General features: G+C 71.6%; 16 protein-coding genes. 6 read left to right on the forward strand and 10 right to left on the reverse strand.

Annotation, left to right across the window (positions count from 1 at the left end; translation table 11 throughout):
* Nucleotides 1-74 precede the first annotated feature (74 nt).
* The 5 genes from ACTJJP_RS03290 to ACTJJP_RS03310 are packed head-to-tail and all read right to left on the reverse strand — an operon-like array spanning nt 75 to nt 6,250.
* Nucleotides 75-905: an HpcH/HpaI aldolase/citrate lyase family protein gene (locus tag ACTJJP_RS03290; protein WP_440773598.1), complete on the reverse strand. Its 831-nt coding sequence runs from the start codon at nt 903-905 to the stop codon at nt 75-77.
* Nucleotides 902-1,369, reverse strand: a complete 468-nt coding sequence (locus tag ACTJJP_RS03295; RefSeq protein ID WP_440773599.1) for a MaoC family dehydratase — start codon at nt 1,367-1,369, stop codon at nt 902-904. The genes ACTJJP_RS03290 and ACTJJP_RS03295 overlap by 4 nt, the downstream gene beginning before the upstream one ends.
* Nucleotides 1,366-2,541, reverse strand: a complete 1,176-nt coding sequence (locus tag ACTJJP_RS03300) for an acyl-CoA dehydrogenase family protein (protein WP_440773600.1) — start codon at nt 2,539-2,541, stop codon at nt 1,366-1,368. Before ACTJJP_RS03300 ends, ACTJJP_RS03295 begins: the two co-directional genes overlap by 4 nt.
* A complete protein-coding gene (locus tag ACTJJP_RS03305; RefSeq protein WP_440773676.1) occupies nt 2,538-4,622 on the reverse strand; it encodes an ATP-binding protein in 2,085 nt (694 codons plus the stop codon). Before ACTJJP_RS03305 ends, ACTJJP_RS03300 begins: the two co-directional genes overlap by 4 nt.
* A 14-nt stretch (nt 4,623-4,636) precedes the next feature.
* Entirely contained in the window at nt 4,637-6,250 is a 1,614-nt protein-coding gene (locus ACTJJP_RS03310) for a carboxyl transferase domain-containing protein (RefSeq protein WP_440773601.1), read from the reverse strand.
* Between the two features lie 119 nt (nt 6,251-6,369).
* Between ACTJJP_RS03310 and ACTJJP_RS03315 the strand changes: the two genes are divergently transcribed.
* Nucleotides 6,370-7,152 carry a TetR/AcrR family transcriptional regulator gene (locus ACTJJP_RS03315; RefSeq protein WP_440773602.1) on the forward strand — a complete coding sequence of 261 codons (783 nt, stop codon included), beginning with the start codon at nt 6,370-6,372 and terminating at the stop codon, nt 7,150-7,152.
* Between the two features lie 127 nt (nt 7,153-7,279).
* Here ACTJJP_RS03315 and ACTJJP_RS03320 read toward each other — a convergent pair whose 3' ends face one another.
* From ACTJJP_RS03320 to pdhA, 3 genes are all read right to left on the reverse strand, one after another.
* The gene (locus ACTJJP_RS03320) at nt 7,280-8,707 is read right to left on the reverse strand and encodes a dihydrolipoamide acetyltransferase family protein (protein ID WP_440773603.1); all 1,428 of its coding nucleotides are present in this window, start codon (nt 8,705-8,707) and stop codon (nt 7,280-7,282) included.
* A gap of 55 nt (nt 8,708-8,762) precedes the next feature.
* A complete protein-coding gene (locus ACTJJP_RS03325; protein WP_440773604.1) occupies nt 8,763-9,773 on the reverse strand; it encodes an alpha-ketoacid dehydrogenase subunit beta in 1,011 nt (336 codons plus the stop codon).
* 76 nt (nt 9,774-9,849) lie between these two features.
* On the reverse strand, nt 9,850-10,980 hold the full coding sequence (gene pdhA / locus ACTJJP_RS03330; protein ID WP_440773605.1) for a pyruvate dehydrogenase (acetyl-transferring) E1 component subunit alpha: 1,131 nt from the start codon (nt 10,978-10,980) through the stop codon (nt 9,850-9,852).
* A gap of 175 nt (nt 10,981-11,155) precedes the next feature.
* Between pdhA and ACTJJP_RS03335 the strand changes: the two genes are divergently transcribed.
* A complete protein-coding gene (locus tag ACTJJP_RS03335; RefSeq protein ID WP_440773606.1) occupies nt 11,156-11,629 on the forward strand; it encodes an Lrp/AsnC family transcriptional regulator in 474 nt (157 codons plus the stop codon).
* 39 nt (nt 11,630-11,668) lie between these two features.
* Here the strand turns inward: ACTJJP_RS03335 and ACTJJP_RS03340 are convergent, their stop codons facing one another.
* A complete protein-coding gene (locus ACTJJP_RS03340) occupies nt 11,669-12,661 on the reverse strand; it encodes an EamA family transporter (RefSeq protein ID WP_440773607.1) in 993 nt (330 codons plus the stop codon).
* 72 nt (nt 12,662-12,733) lie between these two features.
* On the opposite strand from ACTJJP_RS03340, the gene ACTJJP_RS03345 reads away from it, so the two are divergent.
* Nucleotides 12,734-13,294, forward strand: coding sequence for a CGNR zinc finger domain-containing protein (locus tag ACTJJP_RS03345; RefSeq protein WP_440773677.1), 561 nt, complete (start codon nt 12,734-12,736; stop codon nt 13,292-13,294).
* 34 nt (nt 13,295-13,328) lie between these two features.
* On the opposite strand, the gene ACTJJP_RS03350 is transcribed toward ACTJJP_RS03345, so the two are convergent.
* The gene (locus tag ACTJJP_RS03350) at nt 13,329-14,201 is read right to left on the reverse strand and encodes an alpha/beta fold hydrolase (RefSeq protein WP_440773608.1); all 873 of its coding nucleotides are present in this window, start codon (nt 14,199-14,201) and stop codon (nt 13,329-13,331) included.
* Between the two features lie 89 nt (nt 14,202-14,290).
* On the opposite strand from ACTJJP_RS03350, the gene ACTJJP_RS03355 reads away from it, so the two are divergent.
* The 3 genes from ACTJJP_RS03355 to ACTJJP_RS03365 all read left to right on the forward strand — a co-directional run bounded on the left by ACTJJP_RS03355 (nt 14,291) and on the right by ACTJJP_RS03365 (nt 17,416).
* Nucleotides 14,291-15,025: an exonuclease domain-containing protein gene (locus ACTJJP_RS03355; protein ID WP_183419520.1), complete on the forward strand. Its 735-nt coding sequence runs from the start codon at nt 14,291-14,293 to the stop codon at nt 15,023-15,025.
* Between the two features lie 196 nt (nt 15,026-15,221).
* Nucleotides 15,222-16,754, forward strand: coding sequence for a DUF222 domain-containing protein (locus ACTJJP_RS03360; protein ID WP_440773609.1), 1,533 nt, complete (start codon nt 15,222-15,224; stop codon nt 16,752-16,754).
* Entirely contained in the window at nt 16,655-17,416 is a 762-nt protein-coding gene (locus ACTJJP_RS03365; protein ID WP_440773610.1) for a carbon-nitrogen hydrolase family protein, read from the forward strand. The genes ACTJJP_RS03360 and ACTJJP_RS03365 overlap by 100 nt, the downstream gene beginning before the upstream one ends.
* The last annotated feature ends 61 nt before the right edge of the window (nt 17,417-17,477 follow it).

The raw sequence follows: 17,477 nt of genomic DNA on the forward strand, positions 1-17,477 counted from the left end.
ACGTCGCGGCGTCCGCGGATCGCGGAGCCCGGCGCCTCGACGGGCTGAATCCTGTCCCGCGTGATTCCTCCGCGTCACTCCCCCGCGCGCGCGAGCACCGACCGGGCGTGTCGCAGGATGGGCTCATCGATCATCCGCCCCTCGTGACGGAACGCCGCGTACTCCCCTCCCGCGGCGGCGAGAAGACCTCTGGCCCAGGACACCTGCTCGGGCGTCGGGGCGTAAGCCGCGCGAATCGTGGCGACCTGCCCCGGATGGATGCAGGCGGTGGCGGCGAATCCGGAGGCCGCGGCATCCTGCGCCTCCGATGCGAGTCCCTCGAGATCATCGATGTCGACGTGCACCGCGTCGATCGCGCGTTTGCCGAAGGCCCCTGCGGCGAGCAGCACCCGCGCGCGGGCGAGCCGGGCGACGTCGCGGTACGCACCGTCGGCGAACCGGCTGGAGGTGCCGCCGAGGCTGGCGACCAGATCCTCGGCACCCCACATCAGGGCGACCACCTGCGGGAGCGCGGCGAGCTGTTCGGCGACGACGATCCCGCGCGCGGTCTCGCACAGCACGATGACGTCGTACTCCCGGAGGGCGACGAGGGATGCCGGTTCCTCGGCCTTGGCGAGCATCACCGTGCGCACGCGGGTCTGCGCGAGAGCCTCCAGGTCGAGGGGGAACTCCGCCGTGGCGGGGCCGTTCACGCGCACGATGACGCGCGTCGGGTCGGGATCGGCGGCGATCAGGGCGTCGCGGGCCGCCGATTTGGCATCCGGGGAGACCGCGTCCTCGAGGTCGATGATGGCCGCGTCCGCCCGCTCGAGGGCCTTGGGCAGCCGCTCGGGCCTGTCGCCCGGGACGAACAGCAACGCGGGCCCCGGGAAGAGGGCGCGCGAGTCAGGGGGCGCCGCGTTCACTCGACACCGTCCTTCGCCCACACCAGCACGGTGCGCGTGGCGGTGACGACGACCTCGTCGTTCTGCGAGCACCCGGTGTGCGCGAGGACGACCACACCCTGCCCCGGACGGGATGCCGACGGCCGCACCGACACCACCTCGGTCACGGCGGAGAGGGTGTCGCCGACGAACAGCGGAGCCGGGAAGCTCACATCGGACAAGCCCAGTTGGGCGACGAGCGTTCCCTGCGTCAGCTGCGCGACGGACAGGCCGATGAGGGTGGACAGCGTCCACATCGAGTTCACGAGCGGCCGACCGAAGGGCTGGGTCGCCGAGAACGCGGCATCCAGATGCAGGGCCTGCGTATTCATCGTCAGGGTGGTGAACAGCACGTTGTCGGCGTCGGTGACGGTGCGCCCCGGCCGGTGCGCGTACTTCTCACCGACGATGAACTCTTCGAGGAGAAGGCCGCGCTGCTCGATCATGCGGCCACGGTACCGGTGAGGCCGAGCGCGCGCGAGATCACCATGAGCTGCACCTCGGTCGTGCCCTCGCCGATCTCGAGGATCTTCGAGTCGCGGTAGTGCCGGGCGACGGGGTATTCGTTGATGAAGCCGTTGCCGCCGAACACCTGCGTCGCATCGCGTGCGTTGGCCATCGCGGCGTCGCTCGCGGTCATCTTGGCCACCGCGGCATCCACCGAGAACGGCTGGCCCGCGTCGCACAGGCGCGCGGCGTGCACCCACGCCAGGCGGGCGGTGTGCACACGGGCGTGCATGCGCGCGAGGAGGAACTGCATGCTCTGCCGCGTCGACAGCCGCTCGCCGAAGACGACGCGGCTGCGGGCGTAGTCGACGGCCGCTTCGAGGCATCCCTCGGCCGCGCCCGTGGCGAGGGCGGCGATGGCCACTCGGCCCTCGTCGAGCGTGCGGAGGAAGTTTTTGAAGCCGTGACCCCGCTCGCCGAGCAGGTTCGCCGCGGGGACGCGCACGCCGTCGAAGGTCAACGGGTGCGTGTCGCTGGCGTTCCAGCCGACCTTGTCGTAGGCGGGGCCCACGGTGAACCCCGGCGTGCCGTTGGGGACGATGATCGTGGAGATCTCGGGGCGGTCCCCCGTACGGCCGGTCACGGCCGTGACCGTCACGAACCGCGTGATGGCCGTGCCCGAGTTGGTGATGAACTGCTTCGATCCGTCGATCACCCACTCGTCGCCGTCGAGCCGCGCGGTGGTGCGCGTGGCTCCGGCGTCGCTGCCGGCCTCGGCCTCGGTGAGGCCGAATCCGGCGAGCGCGCGACCGGCGACGAGGTCGGGGAGGTACTCGGCCTTCTGCGCGTCGGTGCCGTAGCGGTAGATCGGCATGGCGCCCAGGCCCACTCCCGCTTCGAGGGTGATCGCGAGCGACTGGTCGACGCGGGCGACGCCCTCGATCGCGACGCAGAGGCTCGCGTAGTCGCCGCCCTGCCCGCCGACCTCCTCGGGGAAGGGCAGGCCGAACAGGCCGAGCTCGCCCATCTGGGCGACGATGTCGAGCGGGAGTTCGTGGGCGCGGTCGGCCTCGTAGGAGCGGGGCGCGATCACCTCGTCGGCGAAGTCCCGCACCATCGCGCTGAGTTCGCGCTCGTCGTCTGTGAAGGCCTGCTGGGTGTCGATGCTCACGGGAGTGTCTCCTTGTGGGATGGGGTGGGGGCGGATGCCGAAGAGGCGGCGGAGGAGGCTGAGCCCGTCGAAGCCTCCGGGACCCGCGCCGCGGGGGCACCGGTCCCTTCGACAGGCTCAGGGACCTGGGCAGCGGAGGAGGCTGAGCCCGTCGAAGCCTCCGGAACCCGCGCCGCGGGGGTCACTGTCGCGACCACGGCGTCGCGGGCGACCTGCGCGCCCGCCGCCGTGCGCAGCCGCACGGTGCCGGCGTGCGGGGCCACGACCGTGTGCTCCATCTTCATGGCCTCGATCGTGAGGAGCCGAGCGCCCGGCTCGACGGTGTCTGCGTCGACGACGTGCACCGCGACGACGGTGCCGGGGAGCGGGGCGAGGAGGTCGGGGGCGACAGCCCCGGGCGCGCGGCCCGCGGCGGTCCGGCGGCGCTCGGCGGCCGCTCGACGTGAGACGAGACGCAGCCGGTGCGTTCCCCCGTCGGCGTGCACCCAGTACTCGACCGGACCACCCGTCACGACGGCGTCGCCCTCGGACGGCGCGACCGCGTGCACCTGCGCGGCGTCGTCTTCCAGCGCCACCGTGCGAGGAGCCGCCGCTCCCCCGGCCCGCCACGCGCCGACGCGACCCCACACCGAGCCGTTCGCCGGGGTCTCGGCATCCACGATCCTCTGCGCCACCGCGGCGAGCGCGGCGGGCGAGGGGTCGGGAACCCCCGGCGTTCCGCGCCGGTCGAGGAGCCCCGTGTCGAGCTCCCCTGCCCGCACGGCGGGGTCGTGGAGCAGCGCGCGAAGATCCGCGATGTTGGTGTCGACGCCGAGCACGACGGTCTCGGCGAGCGCGGCGTCGAGGCGGGCCAGGGCGGTCTCGCGGTCGGGACCGTGCGCGATGACCTTGGCGATCATGGGGTCGTACAGCGCGCTGATGACGCTCCCGGTCTCCACGGCGCTGTCGACGCGGGCGGATCCCGGATGCCAGAGGGCCACGGTCCCGGTGGCGGGAAGGTACCCGCGGGCGGGCGTCTCGGCGTACACGCGCGCCTCGATCGCGTGGCCGTCGAGGCGGATCTCGCCGAGCTCGAGCGGGAAACCCGCCGCGACCCGTAGCTGCTGCTCGACGAGGTCGATCCCGGTGACCATCTCGGTCACGGGGTGCTCGACCTGCAGGCGCGTGTTCATCTCGATGAAGAAGGGCTCGTCGAGCCGGTCTCCCGAGACGAGGAACTCCACGGTGCCCGCACCGAGATAGCCGACGCTGCGCGCGGCGGCGACGGCGGCCTCCCCGAGACGTGCGCGGGTGGCGGCATCCACGACGGGCGAGGGAGCCTCCTCGATCACCTTCTGGTGCCGCCGCTGGAGGGTGCATTCGCGCTCGCCGAGAGAGAGGGTCGTGCCGTGCGCGTCGGCGAGCACCTGCACCTCGATGTGCCGGGGGCGCTCCAGCAACCGCTCGAGCAGCAGTGTGTCGTCGCCAAAGGCAGCGGCCGCGACCCGGCGCGCGGTGGCGAGCGCGGCGACGAGGTCGACGGGGCCGGTGGCGACCGTCATCCCCTTGCCGCCGCCGCCCGCGGAGGGCTTCACGAGGAGGGGATACCCGGCGCGTTCTGCCTCGGCGGCGATCTCGGCGTCCGAGAGACCCGTCGCCGAGAATCCCGGCACGGTCGGAACGTCGTGGGCGGCGACGTGCTCTTTGGCCCGGATCTTGTCGCCCATCACCTCGAGAGCCTCGACGCCCGGGCCGACGAAGACGATCCCCGCGTTGGCACACGCGCGGGCGAAACCGGCGTTCTCGCTGAGGAAGCCGTATCCGGGGTGCACGGCCTCGGCGCCGGAGTGCACGGCGGCGCCGACCACCGCGTCGACGTCGAGGTACGAGGGAACGCGCACGGCGTGATCCGCCTCGCGGGCGTGCGGAGCGTCGGCATCCGCATCGGTGAACACCGCGACCGAGCGGATGCCGAGACGGCGGAGCGTGCGGAACACGCGGCGCGCGATCTCTCCGCGATTGGCGACGAGGACGCAGGTGAACGGCCGTGCGGGGGATCCGTCGTGTCGGATGTTCGGCCGGGACGTCTCGGCGGGGCGCAGGTCTGTCACCGGGATCACATCCGGAAGAGGCCGAAGCCCCGGTCGGCCAGCGGCACCCGGCTGACGACGTCGAGCGCGAGTCCGAGCATCGTGCGGGTGTCGACGGGGTCGATCACGCCGTCGTCCCAGAGCCGCGCGGTGGCGTAGTAGGGGCTGCCCTGCTCCTCGTACCGTGCGCGGATCGGTTCTTCGAACGCGCGCTGCGCGGCGTCCGTCCATTCCTCCCCCCGGGCGCTGCGCTGATCGCGCTGCACGGTGGACAGCACGGATGCCGCTTGCGCTCCGCCCATGACCGAGATCCGGCTCGCGGGCCAGGTCCACAGGAACCGCGGGTCGTAGGCGCGGCCGCACATGGCGTAGTTGCCGGCGCCGTAGGAGCCCCCGACGAGCACGGTGAGTTTGGGCACGCGGGTGGTGGCGACGGCGGTGACCATCTTGGCGCCGTCCTTGGCGATGCCGCCGGCCTCGGCATCCCTCCCCACCATGAAACCGGTGACGTTCTGCAGGAACAGCAGGGGGATGCCGCGCTGATCGGCCAGCTCGATGAAGTGGGCGGCCTTGAGGGCGGACTCGCTGAAGAGGACGCCGTCGTTGGCGATGACGGCGATCGGGTGGCCGTGCAGGCGCGCGAAGGCGGTGATGACGCTCTCGCCGTAGAGAGACTTGAACTCGTGCAGGGAGTCGGCGTCGACGAGGGTGTCGATGACGGCCCGCATGTCGACGGGCCGGGTCACGTCGACCGGGACGATGTCGTAGAGGTCTTCCGGCGGTCGTGCCGGCGCGCGGGGGGTGAGCACCTCCCATACCGGCGCCGGCGTCGGCGGCAGGGTGGCGACGATGTCGCGCACGATCTCGAGCGCGTGCTCGTCGTCGTCGGCCAGGTGGTCGACGACGCCCGAACGGCGGGCGTGCAGGTCACCGCCGCCGAGCTGCTCGGCGGTGACGTCTTCGCCGATCGCGGCTTTCACGAGGGGCGGTCCGCCCAGGAACACCGTCCCCTGGTTCCGCACGATCACGCTCTCGTCGCTCATCGCGGGGACGTAGGCGCCGCCCGCGGTGCATGAGCCCATGACCGCCGCGATCTGGGGTACGCCCGCGGCCGACAGCTGCGCCTGGTTGCGGAAGATGCGGCCGAAGTGGTCGCGGTCGGGGAACACCTCGTCCTGCATCGGCAGGAACGCCCCGCCCGAATCGACCAGGTAGACGCACGGCAGGCGGTTGTCGAGCGCGATCTCCTGCGCACGCAGGTGCTTCTTCACCGTGAGGGGGAAGTACGCTCCGCCCTTCACCGTGGCGTCGTTGGCGAGGACCATCACGTGGCGCCCGTGCACGAGCCCGATGCCGGCGACCACGCCCGCGGACGGGGCGCCGCCGTCGTAGAGGCCGTGGGCGGCGAGGGGGGCGACCTCGAGGAAGGGACTGCCGTCGTCGAGCAGACGATCGATGCGGTCGCGGGCGAGGAGCTTGCCGCGGGCGGTGTGGCGTTCGCGGGCGGCATCGGAGCCTCCGCGCGCGGTGCGTTGAAGCGTGTCGCGCAGCTCGGCGGCCAGGGTGCGCTGGGTGGGCGCGGCGTCGCCCACCGCCTCGGGCGATGCCGGGGGTGATCCGATGACCGGTGCTGTGCTCATGGCGGCTCCGTCTCGATGCCGCGTCGTCGACGGCACCGTCGTTCGCGCTCGGGGTCGTTCCCCGGGCGGACAGTTTCAGTTAATGTTGGCTAACTGAGATTTCAGGCTAGCCCGACGGGATGCCGATGACAAGAGCGAACGACGAACCCCCGGCCGCCGCCGACGCGTCGCCCCCGGGCACCGCGCGCGACCGTGCGAAGGCCGAGCGCCGAGCGGCCCTTCTCGCGGCCGCCGCCCGCCTGTTCGCCGAGCGCGGCTTCGACGGCGTCACCCTCGAGGACATCGGCGCCGCCGTCGGAGTGAGCGGCCCCGCGGTGTACCGTCACGTCTCCGGCAAGCAGGCGCTCCTGGGCGCGATCCTCGTCGACGTCAGCGAGCGACTGCTTCACGGCGGTCGTGCGGTCGGGACCACCGCTCCCGAGGTGGATGCCCTGACCACTGTCCCTCACGATGCGCCCACCACCCCGTCCCGCCCCGGCATAGGTACGACGACGGACGCCGGCGTCGACACGCCGTCTCGGCAGCCCGAGGACCGACGTGTCGACGAATCCCTCCGCCGCGGGGCGCACCCGGCATCCATTCCCCTGCGCGCGCTCGTCGACTTCCACGTCGCGTTCGCGCTCGCCGAGGCCGACGTCATCCGCGTGCAGGATCGCGACCTCGACCGGCTCTCCCCCGCCGATCGTCGCACCGTGCGAGACCTGCAGAACGCCTACATCGACGTCTGGACCGACGCCCTCGCACGACGGTTCCCGGATGCCGAGACCCCCGCCGAGCGGCGCGTGCGGGCGCTCGCGTGCTTCGGGCTGATGAACTCGACACCGCACAGCGTCCGCGGGATCCCGACGGCCCGCGTGCGTCCCGTCCTGGCGCGCATGGCGCTCGCCGCGCTGACCGCCTGAGCCGTCACGAGTCCGGGTCGGCGGCCTCACGATGACCCGCGGAGCATGCGCCTCCCCGACGAGAAGGTGCCGGGGGCGACCACTCCCCCGGCACCAGGTCTCTTCCGTGCCCACCGCACGGCACGTCTCAGCGCAGCAGCATCGCCCTGCCGGGTTCGCGCAGCACGCCCGCCACGTCGGTGAGGAACCGCGCCGCCTCCGCCCCGTCCACCAGCCGATGGTCGAACGAGAGACTGAGGGTGACGACGTCGCGCAGGGCGATCTCGCCCTGATGCTCCCACGGTGTACGCCGTAGGGCCCCGACGGCGAGGATCCCGGCCTCACCCGGATTGAGGATGGGGGTTCCGGCATCCACCCCGAACACCCCGACGTTGGTGATCGAGAACGTGCCGCCGGTCATCGCGGCCGGCGCGGTGCGGCCCGCGCGGGCGGTGGCGGCGAGTTCGGCGATCGCGTCGGCCAGGTCGACGAGCGGGAGCCGCTCGGCATCCGGGATCACCGGAACCACCAGGCCCCGATCGGTCGCGGCGGCGATGCCGAGGTTCACGTAGTGGTGCAGCGTGATCTCGCCGGCGGATTCGTCCCACTTCGCGTTCATCGAGGGCGTACGCCCGAGCGCGAGGCACACCGCCTTGGCGACGATCGCGAGCACGCCGATCCGGTGTCCGTCGAGCGCCCGGTCGTGCTTCAGGGATGCCAGGAGCTCGACCGTCGCGGTCGCGTCGACCGTGAGGAACGTCGTCGCGTGCGGCGCGGTGAAGGCGCTGTGCACCATCGCGGCGGCCGTGTGCTTGCGCACGCCCCGGATGGGAACGCGCGTCACGCGCGGCTCGGCCTCGTTCCCGGACGGCGCGTGCGGCCGGCTCCGCGGAACAGCCGTCGACGCGGCGTGCGTCCCCGCGGTGGCGAACCGTTCGGCGAACTCGTCGACGTGCGCGCGGGTCACCGCCTCGCCCGGGTGGGACGCTGCGACGAGACCGAGGTCGATGCCGTGGTCCTTGGCGTATTTGCGCACCGGCGGTGTCGAGCGCGGGCGTTCGACGGGCAGGTCGATGGGGCCGGTACGCAGCACGTCGTGGGGGGCGGCCTCGCGCACGGACTGGTCGGTGTCGATCGCGGTGGTCGCGGCCGCTCGCGTCCGTCGTCGCGGACGGCTCCCCGATGCGGGCGATGCGCCGTACCCGACGAGGTTCGGGATCGCGCGGGTGGAGAGGTCGCCTGCCGTGACGTCCTCGGTCACCCGAGCCCGGCCGGCGGCGACGGTGCGCTGCGGCGTCGGCGACTCGGCCGCGGACGCCGGTGTCTCGGCATCCGCGCCCTCCACCGCGAACGACACCAGCGGTGAGCCGACCGCGACGACGTCTCCGGCCGCCGCGTGCAGCCCCTGCACGGTGCCCGCGTACGGCGAGGGGATCTCGACGATCGCCTTGGCCGTCTCGACCTCGGCGATCGTCTGATTGAGGGTGACGGTGTCGCCCTCCTCGACGTGCCACTGGACGATCTCGGCCTCGGGAAGCCCCTCACCGAGGTCGGGAAGAAGAAACTCGGCGATCATCGAACGCCTCCCTCACTCATTCCGACGATGCGACGGCCAGCACGGTATCCGGCGATCATCGAACGCCTCCCGTCGTCATCTCGCCCCGCTCGAGCACCCTGTCCACGGCGTGCAGGATGCGATCGAGGTCGGGCACGTGGTGCTTCTCGAGCTTCGACGGCGGGTACGGGATGTCGTGACCGGTGACCCGCTGCGGCGGCGCCTCGAGGTACTCGAAGCACTGCTCGGTGATGCCCGCGACGAGTTCCGCCCCGACCCCGGCCTGACGGGCGGCCTCGTGCGTCACGACGACGCGGCCGGTCTTGCGGACGGATGCCGCGACGGTGTTCATGTCGATCGGAGACAGCGAGCGCAGGTCGATGACCTCGAGCGAGAGGCCCTCGTCCTCGGCGGCCAGAGCGGCGTCGAGCGCCGTGCGCACCTGCGCCCCGTAGGTCACGACGGTGGCGTCGGTGCCCTCGCGGGCGACGCGGGCGAGGTGCATGGGTGGAGCATCGGCGAGGTCGGCGTCGAGGTCGACCTCTCCCTTCGAGTGGTACAGGCGTTTGGGCTCGAAGAAGATCACGGGATCGTCGGATGCCACGGCCTGCCGCAGCATCACGAAGGCGTCCTGGGGATTGCTGGGCGCGACGACACGCAGCCCCGCCGTGTGCACGAAGTACGCCTCGGGCGACTCGGAGTGGTGCTCGGCGGCACCGACGCCCCCGGCCCACGGGATGCGGATGACCAGTGGCATCCGGATGCGTCCGTTGCTGCGGTAGTGCAGCTTGGCGACCTGACAGACGATCTGGTCGAACGCGGGGTAGACGAACCCGTCGAACTGGATCTCGACGACGGGCCGGTAGCCGCGGAGGGCCAGGCCGACGGCGGTGCCCACGATGCCTGCTTCGGCGAGCGGCGTGTCGATCACGCGCTGCGCGCCGAATCGCTGCTGCAGTCCGTCGGTGACGCGGAACACCCCGCCGAGCTTGCCGATGTCCTCGCCCATGAGGAGGACTTTGCCGTCGTCCTCGAGGGCCCGCTGGAGGCCCGCGTTGACCGCGGATGCCAGGGTGAGGGCGGTCATTGCGACACCTTCTTCCCCCGGCCCGCCAGGGCCCTCGTCCATCCCGCCTCCATCAAAGACGCCAGCGTCAGCGCGGTCATTTCTCGAACCCCCCGAGGTAGGCGACGTACTCCGCTTTCTGCCGCTCGACGCCGGCGTGCGGCTCGGCGTACACGTGATCGAACATGGTCGCCGGCTCACGGGTGATCGCGCCGATGCAAGCGGCGCGCACCTCGGCGGCCAGGGTGTCGGCGGCGCGGGCGACCTTGTCGAGACCGGAGTCGTCGATCACACCCTCGGCGCGTAGGTAGGCCTCGAGGCGGGCGATGGGGTCGCGGTGCGTCCACTCCTCGACGTCGTCGGCGTCGCGGTATCGGGTGGGGTCGTCGCTCGTGGTGTGCGGACCCATGCGGTAGGTCACCGCCTCGATGAACGAGGGTCCCTCGCCGCGGCGCGCACGATCGAGCGCCCAGCGCATCGCGGCGACGCAGGCGAGGGCGTCATTGCCGTCGACACGCAGACTCGGGATGCCGAACCCCGGCGCCCGGCCCGCGATCGGGAACTTCGCCTGGACGGTGACGGGTTCGCTGATCGCCCACTGGTTGTTGGAGCAGACGAAGACCACCGGGGCGCGGAACGACGACGCGAAGACCATCGCCTCGTTGACGTCGCCCTGGCTGGTGGCACCGTCGCCGTAGTAGGCCACGGCGACGTCGGAGGAGCCGTCGCGCTGAGCACCCATCGCCCACCCGGTGGCGTGCAGGGACTGCGCACCGATGATGATCTGCGGAGGAGCGGCGTTGATCGTCGTGTGGTCGTAGGCCGAGTGCTCCTCGCCGCGCCAGGCGAGCACGTAGTCGGCGGGCTTGGCGCCGCGGCCCAGCAGCACGCCGTGCTCCCGGTAGCTCGGGAACACGAAATCACCCGGGGCGAGGGCGTGCGCGGTCCCCACCTGCACGGCCTCCTGGCCGCGGCACGGGGCCCAGAGCGCGAGCTGCCCCTGGCGCTGCAGGGCGACGCCCTCGGCATCCAGACGGCGGGTGAGGACCATGTCGCGGTGGAGGGCGCGCAGCTCGTGCGGTGACAGGTCGGCGATCCACGGGTCGAGCGTCGCATCGGCGACCCGGGTGCCGTCGGGCTCGAGCACGCGGGCGACGTCGTCCACGTCGGGTCCTGCGTCATCGGGGCGTCTTCCGGTCGAAGAACCTCGCGTCTGGGTGTACGTCATCGTCATCCCTCCAGGTGCGGCCGGGCTCCTCGTGAGAGCCGCGGCGGTCCGGGTGCCGGCAGCAGTGCCGACAGGCGCGACGGTACGCGCGGAATGCAGCCCGCTCAAGACCTCGCCGACATATTGAGCACAGTGCCCATTGCGCTCCGTCTCGGCCCTGCTAATGTTTCGCAGCATGAGCAAGCTCGACGCGGTCGACCTCGACCTCCTCCGCGCCCTGTCCGCCGATCCGCGCGCCACCGTCGTCGCGCTCGCCGAGAAGCTCGGACTCTCGCGCAACACCGTCCAGGCCCGCATGAGCCGCCTCGAACGCGGGGGCGTGTTCCTGTCGTACGAGCGCACCCTGTCGGCCGAGGCGTTGGGGTTTCCGATCGAGGCGTTCCTGCAGGTGACGGTGCGTCAGGCGGAGTTGCCGGTCATCCGCGAACACCTCGCGAAAGTGCCCGAGGTGTTGCAGGCGCACGGCCTGAGCGGACAGGTCGACCTGCTGGTGCGGGTCGCCTGCCGCGACACGCAGCACCTGTTCGACACCGACGCGCGGATCCTCGCGATCGAGGGCGTCGAACGCACCGAGACGTCGCTGGTGATGGGCGAGGTGATCGGCTACCGCGTGCGACCGCTGATGGAGTTGGCGCGCGACGGCGTGTAGCGCGAGCGCTCCCGCCCGCGCCGAGGTCCCCGAGCCTGTCTAGGGCGCCGGCACCACCGGGATGCTCGCCGTCTCGGCCTTCTGCTCCGCCGGGCTGCCGGCATTCATCTTCACCAGGACCACGCCCGCGAGGATCAGCGCTCCGCCCACGAACTGGATCGGCGCGGGGGCCTCACCGAGCAGGAGCCAGGCGAACCCGAGGGCGAAGAGCACCTCGCTCAGGCCGACGAACGACGCCAGCCGCGAACCGATGAGCGGGACGGCGATCACCCCGAGTGCGTACCCGAGGGTCGTGGCGACGGCGCCCACCCACAGCAGGGGCAGAATGCCGGGAACCTCGAGCCCCGCGAACTCCACCGTGATCGAGGGGGCGGCGAAGGGCAGCACGCCCGTGCCCACGAGCACGCCCATGACCAGCGTGCCCGTGAGCAGGCCGCCGGCGGCCAGGGCGAGGGGCGGAAGGTCGTCTCCCGCGCGGCCGGCGATGACGAAGTACGCCGCCGCGCACACCGCGGCGCAGAGGGCGAAGAGCGTGCCGAGGAGGTCGAACCGCGCACCGCTGATGTCGACGACGAGCACGAGGCCGGCCATCGCGACGATCGAACCGACGATCACCGACGTCGACGGGGAACGACGCGTTCGCACCCACACCGCGATGACGAGCAGCACGGGCGCGATGTACTGGATCAGCAGCGCCACGGCGACCGGCATGCGCTGCATCGCGGCGAAGTAGAAGAGTTGGCATCCGGCGACCGCGGTGAGACCGAAGGCGGCGATCAGCAGGCCGTGACGACGCAGGAACCCGCGCTGTCGGCGGACGGCGATGACGAGCGCGGGCGAGAGCAGGAGCGCTGCGACCCCCATGCGCACGAGCAGTACCGCGCCGAGCGACCAGCCGCCGTCGAGCAGCGGCTTGACGAACGGTCCGCTGGACGAGAACGCCAGCGCCGAGGATACGGCGATGAGAAGCCCGGTGACGGCGCCGGAGCCATGGCGGGTGGGACGCGGGAGCGTGAGGGATGACGTCGTCATACGGAGCCTGCTGTCAGGAGTCAAGAGCGTTTACACTCGTGACAGTACGACCTCGACATGTCAGGAGTCAACATGGTCTTCATCCGTGACACCGAATTGGTGCTGCGTGCGACGGTCGAGCTCGTCAACACGCTGCCACGAACCGATACCAGCGGGGCGGACACGCTGATGACGATGGCCGATCTCGACGACTTCGCCGAGCGCCACACGTACACCGGGTCGCGCGCTCGCGACGATCGCGAACTCGCCGCGGTGCGCGGCATCCGCTCCCGCATCTTCGAGCTGTGGACGGTCGATCGCGACGACGCCGTGCCCTTGGTCAACGCGATGCTGCGCGACGGACGCGCGCTTCCGCAGCTCGTGCGGCACGACGAGTTCGATTGGCACATCCATGCGTCCGAGGAGACCGACCATCTCGCTCAGCGCATCCTCGTGGAGACGGCGATGGCGTTCGTCGACGTCATCCGAGCCGACGAGTACGCCCGCGTGCGCATCTGCGACGCCGACGACTGCGGCGGCGTCTACATCGACTTCTCGAAGAACGGCTCCAAGCGGTACTGCGACGCCGGCAACTGCGGCAACCGCATGAACGTCAACGCCTACCGCAAGCGCAAGGCCGAGACGCCGGCCTGATGCCTCCCCTCGGCGGCGCTCGCGCGGCGCGGCCCTACCCCACGAACTCGCGGATCGCGGATGCCGCTGCCTCCGGCGTCTCGTAGTGGATCAGGTGGCCGACGTCGGCGATCTCCACCAACCGCGCGTCGGGGAACAGCGTCGCCAGGTGCCGCTCGGCCTCGATCGGCGTGATGTCGTCTTTCTGCGCGGCGATGAGCAGCGTCGGTTGCGCGATCCGCGGCGCGAACTCTCGCACGTCGTGCGACACGCTCGTCACGAAAGCCTCGTGCAGCACGTCGCGGTCGGCGAAGCGCGAGAAGTACTCGTCGTGCTGCTCATGCACGAAGCGTCGCAGCGCGGGGTCGCGTGTCTTCGCCATGGCGTTGCTCATGACGCGAACGATGAGTCCGTTGCGCAGCAGGGCTTCGCCCACCGGCCGCGGGAGCTTCGCCCCCGCCAGGTAATAGAAGACGGCGAGGCGCGTCAGAATGCCGCGCGGTCCCTCCAGCGCGGGCGCGCCAATCGGGTTGACGAGAATGAGCTTCGGCGTCGCGAGCCCTCCGGCCACGGCCGCGGACGACACGATCGAGCCGAACGAATGGCCGAGCACGATGGCATCCGGACTCACCGTCTCGACGAACGCGCGCAGCCACTGCGCGTACGCGTCGAGATCGTGCGCACGCCCTTCGAGGGGCGCCGTCTCGCCGAAGCCGGGCAGGTCGGGTGAGACGACCCGGATGCCGCGCAGGTGCGCGACCACCGGATCGAGCCCGTGATGCTCGCCGCGGAAGCCGTGCACCGCGACGATCGTCGCGTCGGCGTCGTCGTCGCCGTACACCCAGTACGCCGTCGTCCCCCCGAGAACCTCGACCTCGCGGCGCTCGACGGGGATCGCGGCGAGGAGCTCGGCGTAGGGGTTCGGCATGGGTCGAGTGTACGAGGGGTCTGGCGACATCCGTCCCTCCGTCTGCGCGCCTCGGCGGCGATGTCGGTGCTCCGTTCTACGGTGACGCCATGACCACGTGGCAGGCCGAGCCGCTCCCCCTCTTTCAGACCCCCGAGTGGGCGCGCCTCATCGGGGTGTTCGATCTCGAGACGACCGGGATCGACGTCGAGAACGACCGCATCGTGTCCGCGCACGTGGGCGTGCTCGATGCCGATGGCAACGTGATCGACGCCCGCGACTGGCTCGCCGACCCCGGTGTCGAGATCCCCGCGGGCGCCGCCGCCATCCACGGCATCTCGACTGAGCGCGCCCGCGCCGACGGTGCTCCCGCGCCGCGCGTGGTGGCCGAGGTCGTCGAGGCTCTCGGAGCACTCTTCGCCGCCGGTATCCCGGTCGTGGCGTACAACGCCCCGTTCGACTTCTCGATGCTCAAGAACGAGGCCGTGCGCCACGGCATCGCGCCGATCCACGCGCCGTCACCCGTCATCGATCCGCTCGTGGTCGACAAGACCTACGACCGTTACCGGCGCGGCAAGCGCACCCTGTCGGTCGTGGCCGAGCACTACGCGGTCCCTCTCGACGCGGCTCACGAGGCGTGCGCCGACGCGGTCGCCGCCGGTCGCCTCGCGCTGGCGCTCGCCGAGAAGTTCGGTCCGTGGATGCCGCCCACCCTCGACGAGTTGCACACCCGGCAGATCGCGTGGGCCCGGGCTCAGGCCGCGAGTCTCACCGAATACTTCATCAAGGTCGGACGCCTGGATGCCACGGCTCCCCCACTCGACGGGGCCTGGCCGATCCGCTGAGACCGGGACCGCGACCTCCACGACCCGATGTCGGAGGTCCCGGATAGCGTGTGGGCAGGACACCCGAACGCCCCGCACCGACCGGTCCCGGCCGGCGGTGCGGACGTGCGACGGCGTTCCGTGGCCGAGCGATGACGACCTCGATCCCGAGGCGGCATGGCCGCAGTGGGTGCAGGCGCACGACGGTCTTCCTCCGATGACGGATACCGAATCGGATGCCGAGTGGGCCGCCGAGGGCGCGATGCCCGGTGAGCCCGGTTCCCTCCCCTCGCCCGCGCTGTACGGCGCACCCGAATCGACGCCGATCGATGCTCACGCCGCCGCGAGATCTGATCTCGACGCTCGACTCGGTCACCTCGAGCTGACCGTCGCCGCCCGCCACCGTGCCGCCGCAGAGGAAGGTCGTGCGATCGCGGCGCTGTCGCGTGACGCCGCCGCCGATCCGACTCCGTGGGTGGGTCCAGACCCCACGCTCGACCTGACGTGGAACGACGCACGGGGTCGAACGGTCGCCGCCGTCCGGCGTGACCGCGCCGATCTGGCGGAGCGAGCAGCGGTCGCCGAGATCGCCGTGCGCCTTCGTCTGTCCGAGCAGACGGTCCGCACGCGAGCCGCGCAGGTGGAAGTCCTACAGCAACGTTGCCCGGTGCTGTGGCGGCAGGTCGCGGCCGGCAGCACCTCCGACCGGCACGCGACCGACGCCGCACGCCTGGCCGCGTCGTTGCCCCACGACGACCCCGCGTCCTGGGCTGCCTTCGATGCGGGAGTGGCTCGGCTGGCGCCGGTCCTCGTCCCCGCGAAGTTCGCCGTCGCGGCACGAGCGCTCCGCGAGCGCGTGCACGCCGAGACGATCGACACGCGCCACCGGCGCGCGGCGCGGGATCGCGGCGTGTGGATGACCCCCGAGCTCGACGGTATGGCCTCCCTGAGCGCTCTTTTGCCCGCCGACCGCGCGCGCAGCCTCATGTCGCGGCTGGATCGCGCGGCCCGTCACCTGCACGCCGCCCCCGACGAGGAGCGCACGCTCGCTCAACTGCGCGCCGATGTGCTGGCCGACCTCGTGGCCTCGCCGCCCGTCGAGTCGATCGACGCCGCGGGGTCGTCCGCGCAAGTCCCGACGCCCGCCGACGATGCCGCCGACGCCGCTTCCTCGTCCCCGCATCCCGTCACCCGGTCTCGCCGCAACGGCTCTCGACCCTCAACCGGCGAACCCGACGCCACCGCCCGCCCACCCCGGCACGCACGCGCCCGACGTGACGACGCTCCGCCCACGACAGGCGAACCCGACGCCACCGCCTCCACGCCCTCGGGCGCCTTTCTCCCCCGCGGCGACAGCGGCCCGACGACACGTGCGAAACCCCCGACCCCCTCCTCGCCGACAGGCACGCACCCCGACACTCGCTCCCTGCCAGCAAGCACGCACCCGCCACCGGCGAAGCAGCCCTCAAACAGAGCAGGCGCACCGAACCCGCCCGCCACACCCACGAGCGACGAACACCCCCGCCGCACGCGCGGCCCACCCGAGACGGACACGTCCCACCTTGCCCGCCATGTCGAGGGGGACCGCACGAGACGGGTGACAGGATCGGAGTTGTGGTTTGTCGAATCGCCGTCGCAGAGGTCGAGGCCGTGCCGGGCGACGTTCCCGGCAACGTTGCCCGCGTCGCCCGGCTCCTTGCGGAGGCCCATGACGGTGGCGCCGATGTCGCTCTTTTCCCTGAAGCGGTGATCACGGGGTATGACGGTCACGTCTTCGCCGGTCGGTTGCCGAACCTCGCCGACTCGAGCTGGCTCACCCCCCTCAGAACCGTCGTCGACCGCACCGGCATCGCCGCCGTCGTGAACACCGCGCTGCAGCGAGAGGGATCCCGCTCTCTCACCACCCTCCTGCTGGTGCCGGGATACGAGCCCGTCGACGCATACGACAAGCAGCATCTGTACGAAGACGAACGGCCGATCTTCACGCCCGGGGTGTCCGGAACCACCATCACCGTGAAAGGTATGCGGATCGCCCTGTCCGTCTGCTACGACGCGAACTTCCCCGAGCACGCCGCGGCTGCAGCACGGGCCGGTGCCCATGTGTATGCGAACAGCGGTGCGTATTTTCCAGGCGGCGAACACCGTCGCGACCTTCACTACGCCGCGCGAGCGTTGGACAACGGCATGTACGTCGCCTTCAGCGGCCTCGTGGGTGCGCCGCACGGATTCATCGGGGGCTCCACCGTCTTCGACCCGCTCGGTCGGCGCATCGCCACGGTCGGCGAGGGCCGACATCTCGCGTTCGCCGACATGGACCCGCAAGTGATCGACGAGGCCCGCGCAACCCAGCGAATGTGGACGCACCGACGCGACGACCTCGGTTCGTCGCGGCATCGCGGCCCCGCGTCGTGAGCGAACTCGGGATGCCGGCGACCGCTTCCCCCGACCCGCCGGCCGATCACGCGCTCCCCTC

Origin of the sequence: Microbacterium sp. 22296, assembly GCF_052045385.1 — a bacterium.
In the GTDB taxonomy this organism is placed as follows: Bacteria; Actinomycetota; Actinomycetes; order Actinomycetales; family Microbacteriaceae; genus Microbacterium.